This window comes from Azoarcus sp. DD4 (assembly GCF_006496635.1).
In the GTDB taxonomy this organism is placed as follows: Bacteria; Pseudomonadota; Gammaproteobacteria; order Burkholderiales; family Rhodocyclaceae; genus Azoarcus.
In genome coordinates, this window is the sequence record NZ_CP022958.1 from 2,172,167 (window position 1) to 2,189,597 (window position 17,431).

Genomic DNA, 17,431 nt, shown 5'->3' on the forward strand with positions numbered 1-17,431 from the left:
TAGGGATGAAAGAAAAACTTTCGGCTTTGCTCGATGGTGACCTGGAAGAACATTCGGTCCGGACGACACTTGAAGGCTTGCGGCGTGACGGCGACTTGCGAAAGGAATGGGAGGCGTACTGCCTCATCGGCGACGTGCTGCGCGGTGAATGCCACGGCGCGCCGGATTTCGTGACAAAGGTCATGTCCTCGCTGGAGGACGAGCCGGTGGTGCTGGCCCCGGCGGCCATCGAGACAGGCGGCCGCCGAACGCTGTGGCAGTCCCTCCTGCCCATCGCCGCGTCGGTGATGGGGGTTGCGGCCGTCGGCTGGGTTGCCAGCGCGCTCTACTCCGGAGAAGAAGCCGCGGCACCGGTGGTGAGCGTGCAGCGGATCGCCAACACGGCGATCGCCTCGGCGGCGAAGCCCGTGGCTCCAGTGGCGACCGCGGTGCCGGGCGGCCAGGCCGCCGCAGCTGTAGAGGATGCCCACCGCGAATACGTCTTCGCCCATCAGGCCATGACCGCCGGCGGACCGATTCCGGGCGCGGTGCAGTACGTCAGGACGGTGTCGGATACACGGCAGGACAGCCGCCCATGAGGCGAGTGCTTGCTGTGGTGGGCCTGTGCGCGGCGCTGGCGCAGGGGCAGGCATGGGGAGAAACGCCGACCGATCCGCTCGCTTGGCTCGGGCGAATCGCTTCCGCGAGCCAGCGGCTCAATTACGTTGGCACCTTCATCTACCAGTCGGGCAAACACGTCGAAACCTCCCGCATCGCGCACCGGGTGGATGCTTCCGGGGAATACGAAAGGCTGGAGGTGCTCGACGGCAGTCCGCGCGAAGTCATTCGCAACAGCGGCGAAGTGCGTTGCGTCCTGCCCGACCAGAAGACCGTGATCATCGATCAGCCCGGCGGTCGGCGGGCATTTCCTGCGCGGGTACCGGCATCGTTTTCCAACCTGGGCGAGAGCTACCGGATCCGCAAGGCCGACATCCATCGCATTGCCGGCCTCGAGGCGCAGGCCATCATCCTCGAACCGAAAGACGATCTGCGCTACGGCCATGCCTTGTGGGCCGAACTGCAGTCCGGCCTGCTGCTCAAGTCGCGCATGATCGACGAGCGCGGTGAGATCATCGAGCAGTTCATGTTCAGCGACGTGCGCATCGGCGGCAATGTCAGCCAGGAACTCCTCAAGCCGCGCTATGTGAGCACCGACGAGTGGCGGGTGGTGAACGCACGCGGTAGCGATGTGCCGAAGGCGGATACCGGCTGGGCCTTGCGTACGCCCTTGCCCGGCTACACGCTGCTTTCGGTCGTGAAACGACCGCTCGGGCGCGAGCGCGGCGAGGCGGTGCAGATGGTCTTCAGCGACGGACTGGCATCGATCTCGCTGTTCATCGAGCCGCATGGCAACGACGGCGTATCGGCCGCGCTGGGCGCGCAGAGCAGCGGTTCGATCAACATCTACAAGAGGGTGGTCGGCAATCACCTCATCACGGTGCTGGGTGAGGTGCCGCTGCGCGCGGTACAGCGCCTGGGCGATGGAATGGAGTTCGTCGGGCAGTGATCGAAGTGCCGGCCGAGGTCTTGCGGACAGAGGGCGGACTTGCCTGGGTGCGCGTTACGGAAGTGCAGGGTGGTTGCGGCCGTTGCGATGAACCGGGCGGTTGCCGGTCCGTCAGCCTGACCCGGGCGCTCGGGCCCCGTGCGCGCGAATTTGCCTTGCCGAATTCGATCGGAGCCCGGCCGGGTGACAGGGTGCGGGTGAGCATGGAAGACGGCGCACCCTTGCGGGCGGCACTGGCGAGTTATGGTCTGGCTGCCGTGCTGGTGCTTGCTGGCGCGTTTTTGGGCGGGGTGATCGCCGATGGCGTGGCAGTCGATGCGCATGTTGCGTCTGGTGTGGTGGCCGGTCTCGCGCTTGCCTTGGCCATGAACCGTGTGCTGGGTCGCAGCCAGCGTTGGCGTAGCGGATTGAAGCTGGAACTGGCGGGCACTCAGGCGTGCCGTCATGCAGGAGTAAAGCAGGGGTGATTTTGCGATTGTTGCGCTGGGTGGCCGGTTTGGCTTGCCTGCAGTTCATGGCAGGCAGCTTTGCAGCCAATACCGTGCCCCTTCCGGATTTCACCGCCCTGGTGGAGCGGCAGGGGACGGCGGTGGTGAATATCAGCACCTCTCAGGCCAAGGCCGCCACGTCGGCGTCGCCTGCGTTTCCCGGGCTGGATGAGAACGATCCGATGTTCGATTTCTTCCGGCGTTTCGTACCGCGGCACCCCAAGGCGCCGCACTTCGATCCCGAGAGTCGTTCTCTCGGTTCCGGCTTCATCGTTACGGCGGACGGTTACATTCTCACCAATGCGCACGTGGTCGAGGAGGCCGAAGAAATCCTGGTGAGACTGGCCGACAAGCGCGAGTTCGTCGCCACCGTGGTGGGTGCCGACATGCGCAGCGACGTGGCCTTGATCAAGATCGAGGCGAGCGGTCTGCCCAAGGTCACACTGGGCGATCCCGGGCGGCTGAAAGTGGGCGAATGGGTGGTTGCGATCGGCTCGCCCTTCGGTTTCGAGCAGACGGTCACGGCCGGTATCGTCAGCGCCAAGGGGCGCAGCCTGCCGGACGAAAACTTCGTTCCCTTCATCCAGACCGACGTGGCGATCAACCCGGGCAATTCGGGCGGGCCGCTGTTCAACCTCAAGGGCGAGGTCATCGGCATCAACTCGCAGATCTACAGCCAGACCGGTGGCTTCATGGGGCTGTCGTTCGCAATTCCCATCGACGTTGCCATGGATGTGCAGCGGCAGTTGCGTGCGTCTGGCCGGGTGCAGCGTGGCCGTATCGGCGTGGCGATCCAGGAAGTCTCGCGTGATCTGGCGGAGAGCTTCGGCTTGCCGCGACCGGCAGGTGCGCTCGTGAGCGCCGTGGAGGCGGATGGCCCGGCCGGCCGGGCCGGTGTGGAGCAGGGCGACGTCATCGTCCGCTTCGACGGCAGGGCAGTCGACGTATCCAGCGACCTGCCGCGCATCGTCGCGGCCAGCCGCCCCGGCAGCAAGGTGCCGATGCAGCTCTATCGCCAGGGCGCGGTTCGCGAGTTCATGGTTACCGTGGGCGAGTGGCGTGACGCCGAACCCGGCAAGGGCAAGGCGGCGACCGGCAAGCCGGCGTCGGTGAACAGCCTGGGTCTGGTGCTGTTGCAGCCCAGCGCGACGCAGCGTCGCGAGGGCGGTTTCGACCAGGGGCTGGTTGTCGACCGCGTCCAGGGCGCCGCCGCCCGGGCGGAGATTCGTCCGGGGGACGTCATCCTTGCGATGGTGGTCGCCGGCAAGCAGACCACGCTGCGCGCCGTCGACGAGTTCAATCGCCTGCTCGGGGCCTTGAAGCCCGGGCAGCAGGTCACGCTGCTGGTCAAGCGCGGCGAAGCGACGTCCTATGTCAGCCTGCGGGGCGACAAGTGACCGGGCGTGAGCTCACCGTGCTGAGTCGCGAGTGGTGTCATCTGTGCCACGACCTGATCGCGGCACTCGAACCGCTGCTGGCCGAACTGGGCTGGACCTGCAGGGTCGTGGATGTCGATCGGCATCCGGAACTCGAAGCACGTTGGGACGAACTGGTGCCGGTCGTGCTGCACGGCGACACCGAGCTTTGCCATTACCATCTCGACGCGGCCGCGGTTCGTGCCTACTGTCAGGGTTTTCCGCTAGAATCCGCGCCTTAGGCCGTCAAACCATTCCAATATCGGGTGCCGCAGGGCACCCTTTTTGTTGCCGCATGCACCACATCAGAAACTTCTCCATCATCGCCCACATCGATCACGGCAAGTCCACGCTTGCCGATCGCCTCATCCAGTTCTGCGGGGGTTTGTCCGACCGGGAGATGGAAGCCCAGGTGCTCGACTCGATGGATCTCGAGCGCGAGCGCGGGATCACGATCAAGGCCCAGACAGCGGCGCTGCACTATCGCGCCAAGGATGGTCAGGTCTATAACCTGAACCTGATCGACACGCCGGGCCACGTCGACTTTTCCTACGAAGTCAGCCGCTCGCTCTCCGCCTGCGAGGGCGCACTGCTGGTGGTGGATGCGTCGCAGGGCGTCGAGGCGCAGACGGTGGCGAACTGCTATACCGCGCTCGAACTCGATGTCGAGGTGGTGCCTGTCCTGAACAAGATCGACCTGCCGGCTGCCGACCCGGAGAATGCACGTACCGAGATCGAGGACGTGATCGGTGTGGACGCCTCGGAGGCGATCCTGTGCTCGGCCAAGACCGGTCTGGGCATCGAGGAGGTGCTCGAAGCGATCGTGGCGCGGGTGCCGGCGCCCAAGGGCGACGCCGGGGCGCCGCTGAAGGCGCTCATCATCGATTCCTGGTTCGACAACTACGTCGGCGTGGTGATGCTGGTGCGCGTGGTCGACGGCGTGCTCAAGCCCAAGGACCGCATCCTGCTGATGTCCACCGGCGCGCAGTATCCCTGTGACCAGGTCGGCGTGTTCACGCCGAAGTCGGTGGCGCGCGAACAGCTCAATGCGGGTGAGGTCGGTTTCGTCATCGCCGGCATCAAGGAGCTGGAGGCCGCCAAGGTCGGCGACACGATCACGCTCGCCACCAAGCCGGCTGCCGAGCCGCTGCCCGGTTTCAAGGAAATCAAGCCGCAGGTGTTCGCCGGCCTCTATCCGGTGGAGTCGTCCGAGTACGACCAGCTGCGTGATTCGCTGGAAAAGCTGCGCCTCAACGATGCAGCACTGCAGTTCGAGCCCGAAGTGTCGCAGGCGCTGGGCTTCGGCTTCCGCTGCGGCTTCCTCGGCCTGCTGCACATGGACATCGTGCAGGAGCGCCTCGAGCGCGAGTTCGACATGGATCTCATCACCACCGCGCCGACGGTGGTGTATGAAGTCGTGCTCAACAGCGGCGAGATCATCCACGTCGAGAACCCGTCCAAGTTGCCCGAAGTCGGAAAATATGCCGAGATCCGCGAGCCCATCATCACCGCCACCATCTTCCTGCCGCAGGACTACGTGGGGCCGGTGATCACGCTGTGCAACCAGAAGCGCGGTGCGCAGATCGACATGCGCTATCACGGCCGTCAGGTGCAGCTCATCTACGAACTGCCGATGAACGAAGTGGTGATGGACTTCTTCGACAAGCTGAAGTCGGTGTCGCGCGGCTACGCTTCGCTCGATTACGAGTTCAAGGAATACCGCACGGCCGACCTGGTGAAGCTGGATCTCATGGTGGGCGGCGAGAAGGTCGATGCGCTGTCCGTCATCGTGCACCGGGCCAGTGCCCAGTTCCGCGGCCGCGAACTTGCCGCCAAGCTGCGCGGCCTGATTCCACGCCAGATGTTCGACGTGGCCGTGCAGGCGGCGATCGGCTCGCACATCATCGCCCGCGAGACGATCAAGGCCTTGCGCAAGAACGTGCTCGCCAAGTGCTATGGCGGCGACATCACCCGGAAGAAGAAGCTGCTGGAGAAGCAGAAGGAAGGCAAGAAGCGGATGAAGCAGGTCGGCAACGTCGAAATCCCGCAAGAAGCCTTCCTCGCGGTGCTCCGCACCGACGAAGGCAAGTAAACGAATCCGGCTGCCGCGCCGCGGCCGGCCAATGACGGAAACCGCATGAATTTCGCCCTGATCCTGTTCCTGCTCCTGATCGCGACCGGCATCCTGTGGGTCGCGGATCGCTTCTTCGCGCGCAAGCGCCGGGCGGCCGATGCGCCGGCGCCGTGGTGGGTCGAATACGGCGCCAGTTTTTTTCCGGTCATCCTCGTCGTGTTCGGCCTGCGTTCCTTCGTCGTCGAACCGTTCAAGATTCCGTCCGGATCGATGATCCCGACCCTGCTGGTCGGCGACTTCATCCTCGTGAACAAATGGACCTACGGCATTCGTCTGCCGGTGATCAACAAGAAGATCATCGAGATGAATACGCCCAAGCGTGGCGATGTCATGGTGTTCCGCTACCCGGTCGATCCTTCTCTCGACTACATCAAGCGGGTGGTCGGCCTGCCGGGCGACAAGGTCGAGTATCACCACAAGCAGTTGAAGGTGAATGGCCAGCAGGTGGTATTGAAGGAGGACGGCAACTACCTCCACGCGGACCGTCTGTATTACTCGCCGCAGTTTTCCGAGAAGCTTGGCGAGGTCGACCACGCGATCCTGATCGAGAAGGAAGCGCCGGCTTTCGTCCCCCAGGTGCTCAATTTCCCGGGGCGTGAGAACTGCACCTATACTAGCAGCGGTGTTACTTGCACCGTTCCCGACGGGCATTACTTCGTCATGGGCGACAACCGCGATGCCAGCAGTGACAGCCGCGTCTGGGGTTTCGTCCCGGATGCCAACATCGTCGGTCGGGCATTCTTCATCTGGTTCAATTTCAACGATCTGAAGCGCATCGGCAGCTTCCATTAACTTCGGAGTGGATGGATGAACAGGTCTTCCCAGCGCGGCATCAGTTTGATTAGTCTGATGTTTGTCGGGGCTTTTGCGGTGTTCGTGTTGCTTATTGGTTTTCGTTCCGTTCCGGCGGTCACTGAATACATGGCGATTGAACGGAATATCAAGATCCTTGCCACGGACGGCGACAATGGTGCGTCGCCGACGGAGTTGAGGCGAGACTTTGATCGACGTGGTCAGATCGACGATGTCTCGACCATCACCGGCGCAGACCTCGACATCCGCAAGGACACCGGCAAGACCATCATCGAAGCCGAATACTCGCGCAAGGTTCCGGTGGTCGCCAACGTCAGCCTGCTGATCGACTTCCACGCCTCGAGCGCGGATTGACGTCGGATGTCGGTTGATAGACTGCAAAGGGATCTTGGCCACCCGTTCCGTGATCCCACCTTGCTGCAACAGGCGCTGACCCATCGCAGTTTCGGCCAGCCCAACAACGAACGCCTGGAATTCCTGGGCGACAGCATCCTCAACTGCGTCACCTCGATAGCCTTGTTCGAGCGTTTCGGCTCCCTGCGCGAAGGGGAGCTGTCGCGCCTGCGCGCCTCGCTGGTGCGCCAGGAGGCGCTGCACCGTATCGCGCTGCAACTCCAGTTGGGCGACTGTCTGCGCTTGGGGGAGGGCGAGCTGAAGTCCGGCGGTTTCCGGCGCCCTTCCATCCTCGCCGACGCGGTCGAGGCGATCTTCGCCGCGGTGTTCCTCGATTCCGATTTTGCCGGCGCCAAGGCGGTGATAGACCGGCTTTACGCGCCGCTGCTCGACGAGGTCAACCCCAAGGCGCCATCCAAGGATCCCAAAACGGCGTTGCAGGAGTGGCTGCAGGGCAAGCGCCTGCCGCTGCCCACCTACACCATGGTCGAGGTCACCGGTGAGGCGCACGCGCAGGAGTTCGAAGTCGCCTGCGAAGTCGAACGCTACAAGCTTCGCACCATAGGCCGCGGCACCAGCCGCCGTATCGCCGAACAGCAGTCCGCCGAGCTCGCGCTCGCGCAGTTGAGGAAGAAATGAACATCGAAGACGCCGGCTCGCCGGCCCAGCCGGCGAAGCCCGGCTCATCTGCCCACTTTCGCACCGGCTTCGTCGCCATCGTCGGCCGGCCCAATGTCGGCAAGTCGACCCTGTTGAACCGGCTGATCGGCCAGAAGATCAGCATCGTCTCCAGCAAGGCGCAGACAACCCGCCACCGCGTCACCGGCATCCTCACCAACGACGACGCCCAGTTCGTCTTCGTCGATACGCCGGGTTTCCAGACGCAGCACCGCAATGCGCTCAACCGCTCGATGAACCGCACGGTGTCGCAGGTGCTGGGCGATGTCGACCTGGTGTTCTTCGTCATCGAGGCCGGCCGCATGGGCGAGGACGACCGCAAGGTGCTGGAGGTGATCCCGGCCGAAGCGAAGGTGGTGCTGGTCATCAACAAGGTCGACCAGCTGAAGGACAAGAGCCGGCTGCTGCCCTTCATCGACCAGGTGCGCGGGGCACGCGATTTCATCGAAATCGTGCCGCTGTCGGCCGAGCGCGGCAGCAACGTCGATGCGCTGGTGCGCGCGGCCACGCCGCTGCTGCCGGAAGGCGCGCCGATGTACGAGGAAGACGAGATCACAGACCGCAGCGAGCGCTTCCTCGCCGCCGAATTCCTGCGCGAGAAGCTCTTCCGCCTGCTCGGCGACGAACTGCCCTACGGCATCGCGGTCGAGATCGAGAAATTCGAGACCGAAGGCAACCTGCGTCGCATCCATGCCGCGGTGATCGTCGACAAGGCCGGCCACAAGGGTATCGTCATCGGCAAGGGCGGCGAGAAGCTCAAGCGCGTGTCGAGCGAGGCCCGCGTCGAACTGGAAAAACTGTTCGACGGCAAGGTCTTCCTCGAAGTCTGGGTCAAGGTCAAGAGCGGCTGGGCGGACGACGAGCGCGCGCTGAAGAGCCTCGGCTACGAATAAGCCGGCTCGGATCGGGGACGTAGTGTCGTGGCGGTCAAGCAGCGTATAGACCAGCAGCCAGGCTGGGTGCTGCACACGCTGCCCTGGCGCGAGACCAGCCTGATCGTCGAGGTTTTCTCGCGCGATTTCGGCCGGGTCGCGCTGGTCGCCAAGGGCGCACGGCGGCCGCATTCCGCCTTTCGCGGCGTGCTGATGGCCTTCCAGCCGCTGCTGCTGGACTGGTCCGGCGGCGGCGAAGTGCGCACCCTGGTGCGCGCCGAATGGCAGGGCGGCCAGCCGCTGCTGACCGGGCAGGCGCTGCTCTGCGGCTATTACCTCAACGAGCTGCTGGTCAAGCTCACGCCGCGCGACGACGCCCATCCCAATCTCTTCGTCGCCTATGCCGATGCCGTGCGCGAACTCGGCCGCGGCTTGCCGCCGCCGCCCATCCTGCGATTGTTCGAGCTCGCGCTGCTGCAGGAACTCGGTTATGGCATCGGGCTGGACGCCGACGTGCAGAGCGGCGAGCCGGTCCGGGCGGGCAGCGCCTACGCTTATATAATCGAGAGCGGTCCGGTTGCGCTCGATGCGGCCGACGAAGCGCCCCCCGAGCTGCCGGTGGTGAGCGGCCAGACCCTGCTCGATATGGCGGCCGGCGAATTTTCCCGCAGCGAGACGCTGGCCCAGTCCAAGCGCCTGCTGCGCGTACTGATCAACCATTACCTTGGCGGGCAGCCGCTGCAGTCCCGCCGCGTCCTTCAGGAGTTGCTCGAACTGTGATCGAACTCGGCGTCAACATCGACCACGTTGCCACCTTGCGCCAGGCGCGCCGCACCTGGGAGCCGGACCCGACCTGGGCGGCGGTGGAAGCCCACCTCGGCGGTGCCGACGGCATCACCGTGCATCTGCGCGAAGACCGCCGTCACATCCAGGACGACGACGTCCGCCGCCTGCGCGAACTCACCCAGATCAAGCTCAACCTCGAGATGGCGGCCACCGACGAGATGGTCGGCATCGCCCGCAGCATCAAGCCGGAGATGGCGATGCTGGTGCCGGAAGGCCGCCACGAGGTCACCACCGAGGGCGGGCTGGACATCGTCTCGCAGGAAGCGCGGCTGAAGGACGTCATCGCGCGGCTGGCCGATGCCGGCATCGTCACCAGCGTCTTCATCGACGCCGAGATCGCCCAGATCGACGCCGCCGCCCGCATCGGCGCCAAGGTCTGCGAGATCCACACCGGCCCCTACGCCCACGCCTTCCATGCGCAGGGGCGCGATGCCGAAAGCCCGGCGGTGCTGGCCGAGATCGACAAGATCCGCCGCGCGGGCGAAGCCATCCGCGGCCACGGCATGCGCTTCAACGCTGGCCATGCGCTCAACTACTACAACGTCCAGCCGATCGCACGCCTGCCCGGCATCCGCGAACTGCATATCGGCCATGCCATCGTCAGCCGTTCGGTGTTTTCCGGCATCCGCGAGGCGGTGACCGAGATGAAGCGCCTGATGCGCGAGGCGGCCGCCGGCTGACGAGGGGAGGGCGCATGATCCACGGCATCGGCACCGACATCGTCCACATCGCGCGCATCCGGACCTCGCTGGAGCGTCATGGCGAGCGCTTCGCCGAGCGCATCCTCGCCGAATCCGAGCGCGAGGCCTGGCGTGCGAGCCGCGATCCGGCGCGTTTTCTCGCCAAGCGCTTCGCCGCCAAGGAAGCCTTCGGCAAGGCGCTCGGCACCGGTGTCGCGGTGCCGGCCACGCTGCACGCGGTGGCGGTGGGGCACGATGCGCTGGGCAAGCCGCTCTACCGCTATGGCGACGGCCTGCAGACACACCTGGACGAGCGCGGCATGCACGCCCACCTCAGCCTAACCGACGAGAACGACTACGTGGTCGCCTTCGCGGTGATCGAGATCCGATAAGCATGTACCCGCTCAATCTCCCCCGCGGCCCGGTGATGATGGACGTCGCCGGCACCGTGCTGGCCGACGAGGAACGCGAACGCCTGTGCGACCCGCTGGTCGGCGGCGTCATCCTCTTCGCCCGCAACTTCACCGGTTCCGAGCAGCTGGCCGCGCTCACTGCCGAGATCCGCGCGCTGCGCAACCCGCAACTGCTGATCGCGGTCGACCACGAAGGCGGCCGGGTGCAGCGCTTCCGCAGCGACGGCTTCACCCGCCTGCCGGCGATGCGCAGCCTGGGCACCTTGTGGGAGCGCGATTATCTCGCCGCGCTCGACGCCGCCCGCCACACCGGTTACGTGCTCGCCGCCGAGCTGCTGGCCCACGGCGTCGATCTCAGCTTCACCCCGGTGCTGGACCTCGACTACGGCGTCAGCCGGGCCATCGGCAACCGCGCCTTCCATCGCGATCCGCAGGTGGTCGGCAAGCTCGCCCAGGCGCTGATCGCCGGCATGGCGGAGGCCGGCATGGGCTGCGTCGGCAAGCATTTCCCCGGCCACGGCTACGTCGAGGCGGATTCGCACCACGAGGTGCCGGTTGACGCGCGCGATTTCGACACTATCTGGAACGAAGACATCGCGCCCTACCGTCACCGCCTCGGCCGCCAGCTCGCCGGGGTGATGCCGGCCCACGTCATCTATCCGGCAGCCGATCCCAACCCGGCCGGCTTCTCCGCCTTCTGGCTGAAGGACGTGCTGCGCCAGCGCGTCGGCTTCAAGGGCGTGATATTCAGCGACGACCTCAACATGGAAGGCGCGGCGGTGGCCGGCGACATCGTCGGCCGCAGCAAGGCGGCTTTTGAAGCCGGCTGCGACATGCTGCTGGTGTGCAACCGGCCCGATCTGGTCGCCGAACTGCTGGACCGCTGGGCGCCGCTGCCGGATGCGGAGAGTCTGGCGCGCGTGGCGGCGGTCGCACCGTCGCCGCCGAAGGCGCCGTGGCTGGCAGATCCTTTTGCGCTCGAACTCCATGAGCCTTATCTCAAGGCGCGCGAGCAGGTCATCGCGATCGCCGAGGACGCAAGCGGGCCGACGATGACGGCGGGCACGATAGGGAACCAGGCGGTCGAAATCCTCAAGAGGGAAACGTAGGAAGCGACCGAGCGAGCGTCATGTCCATGGATAGCGGGATATTCGAAGCGTTCCTTCTCGACCACGCCAGTGGCGGGGCGGGGCGTTTGTGGAGCAGGCGAGGACTGTCTGAGCCCGAAGGGCGAGTTCCACAGCCAGCGGAACAAATGCCCCGCCCCGCCACGTTGTAACCGCGCAAGCCTTCCAACAAGCCGCTTCACCACCGACAACCAGCATGTCCACCACCCCCGCCCCGACGCCCGCCTTCGACGCCAAGCCCTTCCTCCGTACCCTCACCGAGGAACCCGGCGTCTATCGCATGATCGGCGCCGAGGACAAGGTGCTCTACGTCGGCAAGGCCAAGAACCTCAAGCGCCGCGTCTCCAGCTACTTCCAGCGCACCCAGTTGTCGCCGCGCATCGCCATGATGGTCGCGCAGGTGCAACGGGTGGACGTCACCGCCACCCGCTCCGAGGCCGAGGCGCTGATCCTCGAGAACAACCTCATCAAGAGCCTGGCGCCGCGCTACAACATCCTGTTCCGCGACGACAAGTCCTACCCCTACATCGAACTCAGCGGCGACGAATTCCCCCAACTCGCCTACCACCGCGGCGCCTTCGCCAAGGGCGCGCGCTACTTCGGTCCCTTCCCCAACGCCTGGGCGGTGCGCGAAAGCATTCACCTGCTGCAGAAAACCTTCCAGCTGCGCACCTGCGAAAACTCCGTCTTCCAGAACCGCTCGCGGCCCTGCCTGCTGCAACAGATCAAGCGCTGCACCGGCCCCTGCGTCGGCCTCATCTCGAAGGAAGACTACGCCGCCGACGTCAGGCTCGCCGCGCGCTTCCTCGACGGCCACGGCTCGGACGTCATCGAGGATCTCACCGCCCGCATGCAGGCCGCCTCGGAAAACCTTGCCTTTGAACAGGCCGCCGCCTGTCGCGACCAGATCCGCGCGCTGCAGGCGGTGCTGCACCGCCAGTTCGTCGACAGCGGCAAGGACGAGGACGTCGACATCCTCGCCGCGGTCGAGGAAGACGGCATGCTGTGCGTGAACATCGCAATGGTGCGCGGCGGCCGCCATCTCGGCGACCGGCCCCAGTTTCCCAGCGGCGCCGCGGTCTGCGGCGCGGAGGACGGTCTGGTCGCCTTCGTCGAGCAGCACTACGGCCAGCACCCCATGCCCGCGCGCATCCTGGTCAATGTGGCGGTGGAGGGCGTGCGCGAAGCGCTGGCCGAGATCAGCGACAAGCCGGCGGCCGTGGTCGCACCGCGTTTCGCCGTCGATCGCGGCTGGATGGAAATGGCCGACAAGAACGCGCGGCTCGCCATCCAGGCCCGCGCCCGCGACACCGGCCGCGCCGAGCAGCGGCTGGAAGCGCTGCGCGAAGCCCTCGACCTGGTCGATCCGCCGCAACGCATCGAATGCTTCGACATCAGCCACACCATGGGCGAAGCGACCGTCGCCTCCTGCGTGGTCTGCGTCGACGGCCAGATGAAGCACGGCGAATACCGCCGCTACAACATCACCGGCATCACCCCGGGCGACGACTTCGCCGCGATGCGCCAGGCGCTGGAACGGCGCTACGGCAAGGTCGCGGCGGGCGAGGGCCTGCGGCCCGACCTCATCCTGATCGATGGCGGCAAGGGCCAGGTGTCCGCAGCGCTGGACATCCTCGCCGAACTCGGCCTGGAAGACATCGCAATGATAGGCGTGGCCAAGGGCGAAGGCCGCAAGGTCGGGCTGGAGACGCTGATCTTCCCCGACGAACGCGAAGGCCTGGCGCTCGGCGGCGGCCACGCCGCGCTGCACCTGGTCGCCGAGATCCGCGACGAGGCCCACCGCTTTGCGATCACCGGCCACCGCGCGCGGCGCGCCAAGACGAGGGTCGGCTCCAAGCTGGAAGACATCCCCGGCGTTGGCCCCACCCGGCGGCGCAACCTGCTCGCCACCTTCGGCGGGCTGGACGGCGTGCGTGCCGCCACCGTCGAAGACCTGTGCCGCGTCGAAGGCATCAACCGCAAGCTCGCCGAGCAGATTCACCAGGCGCTGCGCTGAGCTTCACAACTCGCCGCGATGGTCGGCGACGATGCCGTCGCGCGGCTGCACGCCGTACTGGGCGATGTCCTGCTCGGCCGCCGGGATGTTCTCCACCTCGGTCACACTGCCGAGCTGGCGGTCGCGCGTCCCGTCGGCCTTCAGCGCATAGGCGCGCAGGCTGACGCTGCGCGGTACGTTCGCCTCTTCCTGCACCACCTCGCGCACCGCCAGCCAGCGCGCCTTGTCGGCATCGCCGGCGGCGGCGCGGGCGTTGGCCAGTGCGCGCTGGGCGTCGCCACCACGCGCCGGCATGCCGTAGTTGGCGGTGACGATGAAGTTCACCTGCTTGCGGTCGGCCGCGCGCGGCGCATCCACCGCGTCCTTCACCTGCTTCTCGAAGCCGTGCAGCATCGAATCGCCGCGGCGGTTGTTGGCGCCCTGCGACAGCGGCGTGAGATTGCGCCAGGTGTCGCCGGGGCCGCCGATGTTGTGGTTGAGCAGGTGGCCGAGCACGTAGTAGCTGCCGCTGGCGCCCAGGCGCGAGCGGCGCTGGTTGAGCCGCCCGTAGGCCGGCGTGTGCAGCGAGCGGCTGGGCGCGCTGCCGGTGAAGCTGCGGTTGCGGGTCAGCCGCAGCACGGTGGCGCTGGTGCCGTAGCCGGCGCCGTTGGTGGCGCCATAGACCGGCTCGGTCGAAGGCGGATCGTTGCCGCCGGCCGGCATGATGCGCGCCGTCGCCACCGCCAGCTCGCCCATCAAGCCGTCGATGATGGTCGCGTGGTCGGTGGCGGGCGCACCCGCTGCGGCCGGTACCGCGCTGGCCGGCGCGCGCGCCGCGGCGGCGATGGCCTCGTCCAGCCGGGTAGCGATGTCGGCGGCGTTGCGCTTGTCGGCGCGTCTGGCCGGCGGCACGTCCACGTCGCGGATGAAGTCGGCGTAGGGCGTCGGGTCGCTCGCCACCATCAGCCGCGCGCCGCGGCCGCTGCCCTGGATGTAGACGTTGTGTTCCTGGCCGTCCTCGGCGCGAAAGCCGTGGCGTGCCCGCCACCAGTCGCGCAGTCGCGACACCCCGCGGCCCACCGCCGCCGCACCGCGCCGCAGCAGGTCCAGCACCGCGCGGCCGGCGCGCAGCGCGCGGCTGATCAACCAGTCGATGGCGCCATCCACGCGTTCCCGCAGGCCGCCGAGGATCTCGCGCAGCCGCGCCGACAGCCGGCCCAGCCCGGCCTGGTTGGCGAGAAAGCCGATCGCCACCGGCAGCGCGCGGGCGAGCGCGTCTTCCAGGTAGGTGGCGGCGGTGTCGATGGCGCCGCGGGCGATGTCGATGACGCCGTCCAGCACCCGCGACACGATCTCCAGCAGCTCGCGCAGGTATTCCATGAAGGATTCGATAGCGCGGTAGATGGCGATCAGGGTGTTGATCACCGGCATGATGCCGGTCACGTCCAGCAGCGCCATCAGCCAGCGCGTCGCCCAGCCGATGACCCGCTCGGTGATGAAGCCGGTGACGCCCTCGACCACGCTGTTCCACAGCGAGGACAGCCGCTCGGTCAGCTCGCGCCACAGCCCGGCCGGGCCTTCCGCGACCAGGGTGGCGATGAAGCCCCACACCCCGGTCGCCACGTCCAGCATGCCGCGCAGCCGCGTCACCAGCGGCTGACCGATGTGCTCGGCGAGCTTGCGGAACACGGCGTCGGCGCTCACGCCCAGCACCTCCATGACGAAGCCGAGCACCGAGCGCAGCGAGAAGTCCGCCGGCGGGGTGATGCCGGCCTCGCGCACCGCGCCGAACAGCCAGCCGGTGAGACCGCCCAGCAGATGGGTGCCGATGTTGCCGAAAAAGCGCATGAAGCCGGCACCCATCGCCCGCAGCAGGTTGATCAGGAAGCCGATCGGATTGGTGAGGATGTCGCCGATCGCTGCCGCTGCCTTGGCCAGCACCTGCACCACCAGCTCCGGCGGCAGCCCGAGGATGCGCAGGATGGACTGGAAGAACAGCCAGGCCGCGCCGGCAAGGTCGCCATCGACGAAGATGCGGCGCAGGATGCGCAGCGCGGTTTCCTGCACCCGCGGCCACAGCTCCGGGTCGCTGAAGAACTGGCCGAACACCGGGATGCGGGCCAGGATCTGGTTCTTGATGAAGTTCTCGATCGGCTCGCGGATGCAGGCCGGCACCCGCTGCCAGATCGCGTTCAGCACCAGCAGCGGCAGCTGCAGCAGGTCGCCGGCTACGGTGATGAGCTTGCGCACGGTCTCCAGCACCAGCTGGATGAAGGGCGTGAGCGCATCGAAACCCTGCACCATCCAGTTGAACAGGCGGGCGACCTGTTCGCGCGCCCAGCCGGCCAGACTGGTCACCAGCTCGCCCAGCCAGCCGAAGGCGGCGCCCAGCCAGGACAGCAGGCTGTTGGCGTTGAGCCGGCCGATGAGGCCGGAGACCGCGTCCGACAGCGCGCCGATGCGGCTACCCAGCCACTCGCCGGCGCCGACGATGATGGCGCGCACGGTGGCGATGACGTTCTCCACCGAGGGCAGCACCGAGGCCAGCGTGTCGCGGCTTTCCGGCACGCCGTCGCCGCCTTCCATGCCGCTGGCGGTGGCATCGAGTTCGGTGGACAGCTGCTGCGCGTGTTCGCCCATCTCGCGCACGAAGGCGGGCGGGATCAGCTCGGCGACGCGGCTGGCGAAGTCGGCCACCGGCTGCCAGACGGGGCGGGTGCGTTCCTTGACCCAGTCCCAGGCTTCGCCGGCCTTGCGGCTGATCCAGCCGAGTACGCCGCCCTGGCTGCTGCCGGAATCGTCGCCTTCCGAACTGCCGAAGAGCAGATCCTTGAACCAGTTCCAGATGCGCTCGGCCGCCTCGCGCACCGGGCGTATCCATTCCCAGAAGCGGCGGCCGAGTTCCTGTATACCTTCCCACACCGCCCCGCCGAAGTCCTGCAGCCACTGCACCGCCGGCGCGCCGAAGCTCGCCCACAGGTCGGTGAAGAATTCGCCGATGGGGCGCAGGAATTCGACCAGCCTGTCCCAGGCCACGCCCACGGTCTCGACGACGAAGGTCTTGAGCGATTCGATCGCCGCCATCAGCGGTTCGCAGTTGCCGGAGGCGAGCGCGGCGACGATGGCGGCGGCACGCTCCACCATGCCGGCGAAGAGGTCGATCAGCTGGCGCGGGCCGTCGAAGGGCACCAGCGCGCGCAGGCCGCCGATGAAGCTGTCCCAGGCGCGGGCGACCTGCCGCCCCAGCCAGGGCAGGATGCCTTCGTCCACGATGGCGCGCACCGTGCGCTCCAGCTCGGGCGAGATGGTGCGCAGCAGCCGCCAGCCCACCTCCTGCACCTTGTCCCAGGCCCAGTCGGCGATGTCGCCCAGGGTGTCGGCGACCGAATCGTAGAGGTCGCCCCAGAAGCCGCGCCGCAGCGGCGCCTGCTCCGCGCTGCCGCCCCCGGCGCGGTGCTGGGCGACATGGGCGAGTTCGTGGGCGATCAGGTGGCGGCCGGTGGGGTCGTCGGGGGCGAAGCGGCCGTGGTTGAAGGCGATGTGCTCGCCGAGTGCGAAGGCATGGGCGCCGACCGCGTCGTTGAGCCGCGCGGCCTCGCCGTCGGTGTGGATGCGCACGCTGCCGAAATCGAGACCGAAACGTGCCTCCATGTCGAGGCGCAGGTCGGCCGGCAGCGGCGAGCCGCCGGCCTGCAGCGCGAACAGGCGGTCTTCCAGGCTGTCGGGCAGCAGGATGTCGGCGTCCTGCGCCGGCGCCTCGGCGCTGCCCGACAGCGCGCGGCGCAAGGCATGGGCGTTGGCATTGCCCTGGGCGGGGCCGGCCTTGAGGCCTGGCCGCGCAGGCGACTTCAGCGCGCGTTCGGCGGCACGGTCGGCCTGGTGCTCGGCTTCGTCGTTGGCCGCGCCCAGGCGCAGCCGCGGGCGGGGCGGCGCAACGGCCGCGTGCGGGCGGCGCTGCGTCGGCGGCGCGTTGGCTGGCGGCTTGTGGAGGAGGGCGGCGCCACCCATGTTGGTTGTCCTTCGGTGCGAC

General features: G+C 67.2%; 16 protein-coding genes. 15 read left to right on the forward strand and 1 reads right to left on the reverse strand.

The genetic code is table 11. The features are described from left to right. Positions 1-5: 5 nt before the first annotated feature. The 15 genes from CJ010_RS10160 to uvrC all read left to right on the forward strand — a co-directional run bounded on the left by CJ010_RS10160 (position 6) and on the right by uvrC (position 13,422). Positions 6-578, forward strand: coding sequence for a sigma-E factor negative regulatory protein (locus CJ010_RS10160; protein WP_141017930.1), 573 nt, complete (start codon positions 6-8; stop codon positions 576-578). Then, positions 575-1,546, forward strand: a complete 972-nt coding sequence (locus tag CJ010_RS10165; RefSeq protein ID WP_141017931.1) for a MucB/RseB C-terminal domain-containing protein — start codon at positions 575-577, stop codon at positions 1,544-1,546. The genes CJ010_RS10160 and CJ010_RS10165 overlap by 4 nt, the downstream gene beginning before the upstream one ends. Next, the gene (locus tag CJ010_RS10170; RefSeq protein ID WP_240794551.1) at positions 1,543-2,013 is read left to right on the forward strand and encodes a SoxR reducing system RseC family protein; all 471 of its coding nucleotides are present in this window, start codon (positions 1,543-1,545) and stop codon (positions 2,011-2,013) included. The genes CJ010_RS10165 and CJ010_RS10170 overlap by 4 nt, the downstream gene beginning before the upstream one ends. Before the next feature lie 47 nt (positions 2,014-2,060). Further along, complete coding sequence (locus CJ010_RS10175; protein WP_141020648.1) at positions 2,061-3,431, forward strand: Do family serine endopeptidase; 1,371 nt, start codon at positions 2,061-2,063, stop codon at positions 3,429-3,431. Further along, positions 3,428-3,691, forward strand: coding sequence for a glutaredoxin family protein (locus CJ010_RS10180; protein ID WP_141017932.1), 264 nt, complete (start codon positions 3,428-3,430; stop codon positions 3,689-3,691). Before CJ010_RS10175 ends, CJ010_RS10180 begins: the two co-directional genes overlap by 4 nt. 53 nt (positions 3,692-3,744) lie before the next feature. Beyond that, positions 3,745-5,541: a translation elongation factor 4 gene (gene lepA, locus CJ010_RS10185; RefSeq protein WP_141017933.1), complete on the forward strand. Its 1,797-nt coding sequence runs from the start codon at positions 3,745-3,747 to the stop codon at positions 5,539-5,541. A 45-nt stretch (positions 5,542-5,586) separates the two neighbouring features. Continuing rightward, positions 5,587-6,375 (forward strand): signal peptidase I, encoded by a 789-nt coding sequence (lepB, locus tag CJ010_RS10190; RefSeq protein ID WP_141017934.1) that lies wholly within the window; start codon positions 5,587-5,589, stop codon positions 6,373-6,375. Between the two features lie 15 nt (positions 6,376-6,390). Beyond that, on the forward strand, positions 6,391-6,750 hold the full coding sequence (locus CJ010_RS10195; protein ID WP_141017935.1) for a DUF4845 domain-containing protein: 360 nt from the start codon (positions 6,391-6,393) through the stop codon (positions 6,748-6,750). Positions 6,751-6,756: 6 nt separating this feature from the next. After that, complete coding sequence (rnc, locus tag CJ010_RS10200; protein WP_141017936.1) at positions 6,757-7,428, forward strand: ribonuclease III; 672 nt, start codon at positions 6,757-6,759, stop codon at positions 7,426-7,428. Next, positions 7,425-8,360, forward strand: a complete 936-nt coding sequence (era, locus tag CJ010_RS10205) for a GTPase Era (protein ID WP_141017937.1) — start codon at positions 7,425-7,427, stop codon at positions 8,358-8,360. The genes rnc and era overlap by 4 nt, the downstream gene beginning before the upstream one ends. A 27-nt stretch (positions 8,361-8,387) precedes the next feature. After that, a complete protein-coding gene (recO, locus tag CJ010_RS10210; RefSeq protein ID WP_141017938.1) occupies positions 8,388-9,119 on the forward strand; it encodes a DNA repair protein RecO in 732 nt (243 codons plus the stop codon). Continuing rightward, the gene (locus CJ010_RS10215) at positions 9,116-9,865 is read left to right on the forward strand and encodes a pyridoxine 5'-phosphate synthase (protein ID WP_141017939.1); all 750 of its coding nucleotides are present in this window, start codon (positions 9,116-9,118) and stop codon (positions 9,863-9,865) included. The genes recO and CJ010_RS10215 overlap by 4 nt, the downstream gene beginning before the upstream one ends. Before the next feature lie 14 nt (positions 9,866-9,879). After that, complete coding sequence (acpS, locus tag CJ010_RS10220; RefSeq protein WP_141017940.1) at positions 9,880-10,257, forward strand: holo-ACP synthase; 378 nt, start codon at positions 9,880-9,882, stop codon at positions 10,255-10,257. 2 nt (positions 10,258-10,259) lie between these two features. After that, positions 10,260-11,387, forward strand: coding sequence for a beta-N-acetylhexosaminidase (nagZ, locus tag CJ010_RS10225; protein WP_141017941.1), 1,128 nt, complete (start codon positions 10,260-10,262; stop codon positions 11,385-11,387). Positions 11,388-11,601: 214 nt separating this feature from the next. Then, positions 11,602-13,422 carry an excinuclease ABC subunit UvrC gene (gene uvrC, locus CJ010_RS10230; RefSeq protein WP_141017942.1) on the forward strand — a complete coding sequence of 607 codons (1,821 nt, stop codon included), beginning with the start codon at positions 11,602-11,604 and terminating at the stop codon, positions 13,420-13,422. 3 nt (positions 13,423-13,425) lie between these two features. Here uvrC and CJ010_RS10235 read toward each other — a convergent pair whose 3' ends face one another. Then, on the reverse strand, positions 13,426-17,409 hold the full coding sequence (locus CJ010_RS10235; RefSeq protein WP_141017943.1) for a DUF4157 domain-containing protein: 3,984 nt from the start codon (positions 17,407-17,409) through the stop codon (positions 13,426-13,428). Between the last annotated feature and the right edge of the window lie 22 nt (positions 17,410-17,431).

Coding starts and splice junctions, on each gene's coding strand:
- CJ010_RS10165 (WP_141017931.1), top strand. CDS start 575: ATGAGGCGAGTGCTTGCTGTGGTGGGCCTGTGCGCGGCGCTGGCGCAG.
- CJ010_RS10175 (WP_141020648.1), top strand. CDS start 2,061: ATGGCAGGCAGCTTTGCAGCCAATACCGTGCCCCTTCCGGATTTCACC.
- era (WP_141017937.1), top strand. CDS start 7,425: ATGAACATCGAAGACGCCGGCTCGCCGGCCCAGCCGGCGAAGCCCGGC.
- CJ010_RS10195 (WP_141017935.1), top strand. CDS start 6,391: ATGAACAGGTCTTCCCAGCGCGGCATCAGTTTGATTAGTCTGATGTTT.
- CJ010_RS10160 (WP_141017930.1), top strand. CDS start 6: ATGAAAGAAAAACTTTCGGCTTTGCTCGATGGTGACCTGGAAGAACAT.
- acpS (WP_141017940.1), top strand. CDS start 9,880: ATGATCCACGGCATCGGCACCGACATCGTCCACATCGCGCGCATCCGG.
- rnc (WP_141017936.1), top strand. CDS start 6,757: ATGTCGGTTGATAGACTGCAAAGGGATCTTGGCCACCCGTTCCGTGAT.
- CJ010_RS10235 (WP_141017943.1), bottom strand. CDS start 17,409: ATGGGTGGCGCCGCCCTCCTCCACAAGCCGCCAGCCAACGCGCCGCCG.
- lepA (WP_141017933.1), top strand. CDS start 3,745: ATGCACCACATCAGAAACTTCTCCATCATCGCCCACATCGATCACGGC.
- lepB (WP_141017934.1), top strand. CDS start 5,587: ATGAATTTCGCCCTGATCCTGTTCCTGCTCCTGATCGCGACCGGCATC.
- uvrC (WP_141017942.1), top strand. CDS start 11,602: ATGTCCACCACCCCCGCCCCGACGCCCGCCTTCGACGCCAAGCCCTTC.
- nagZ (WP_141017941.1), top strand. CDS start 10,260: ATGTACCCGCTCAATCTCCCCCGCGGCCCGGTGATGATGGACGTCGCC.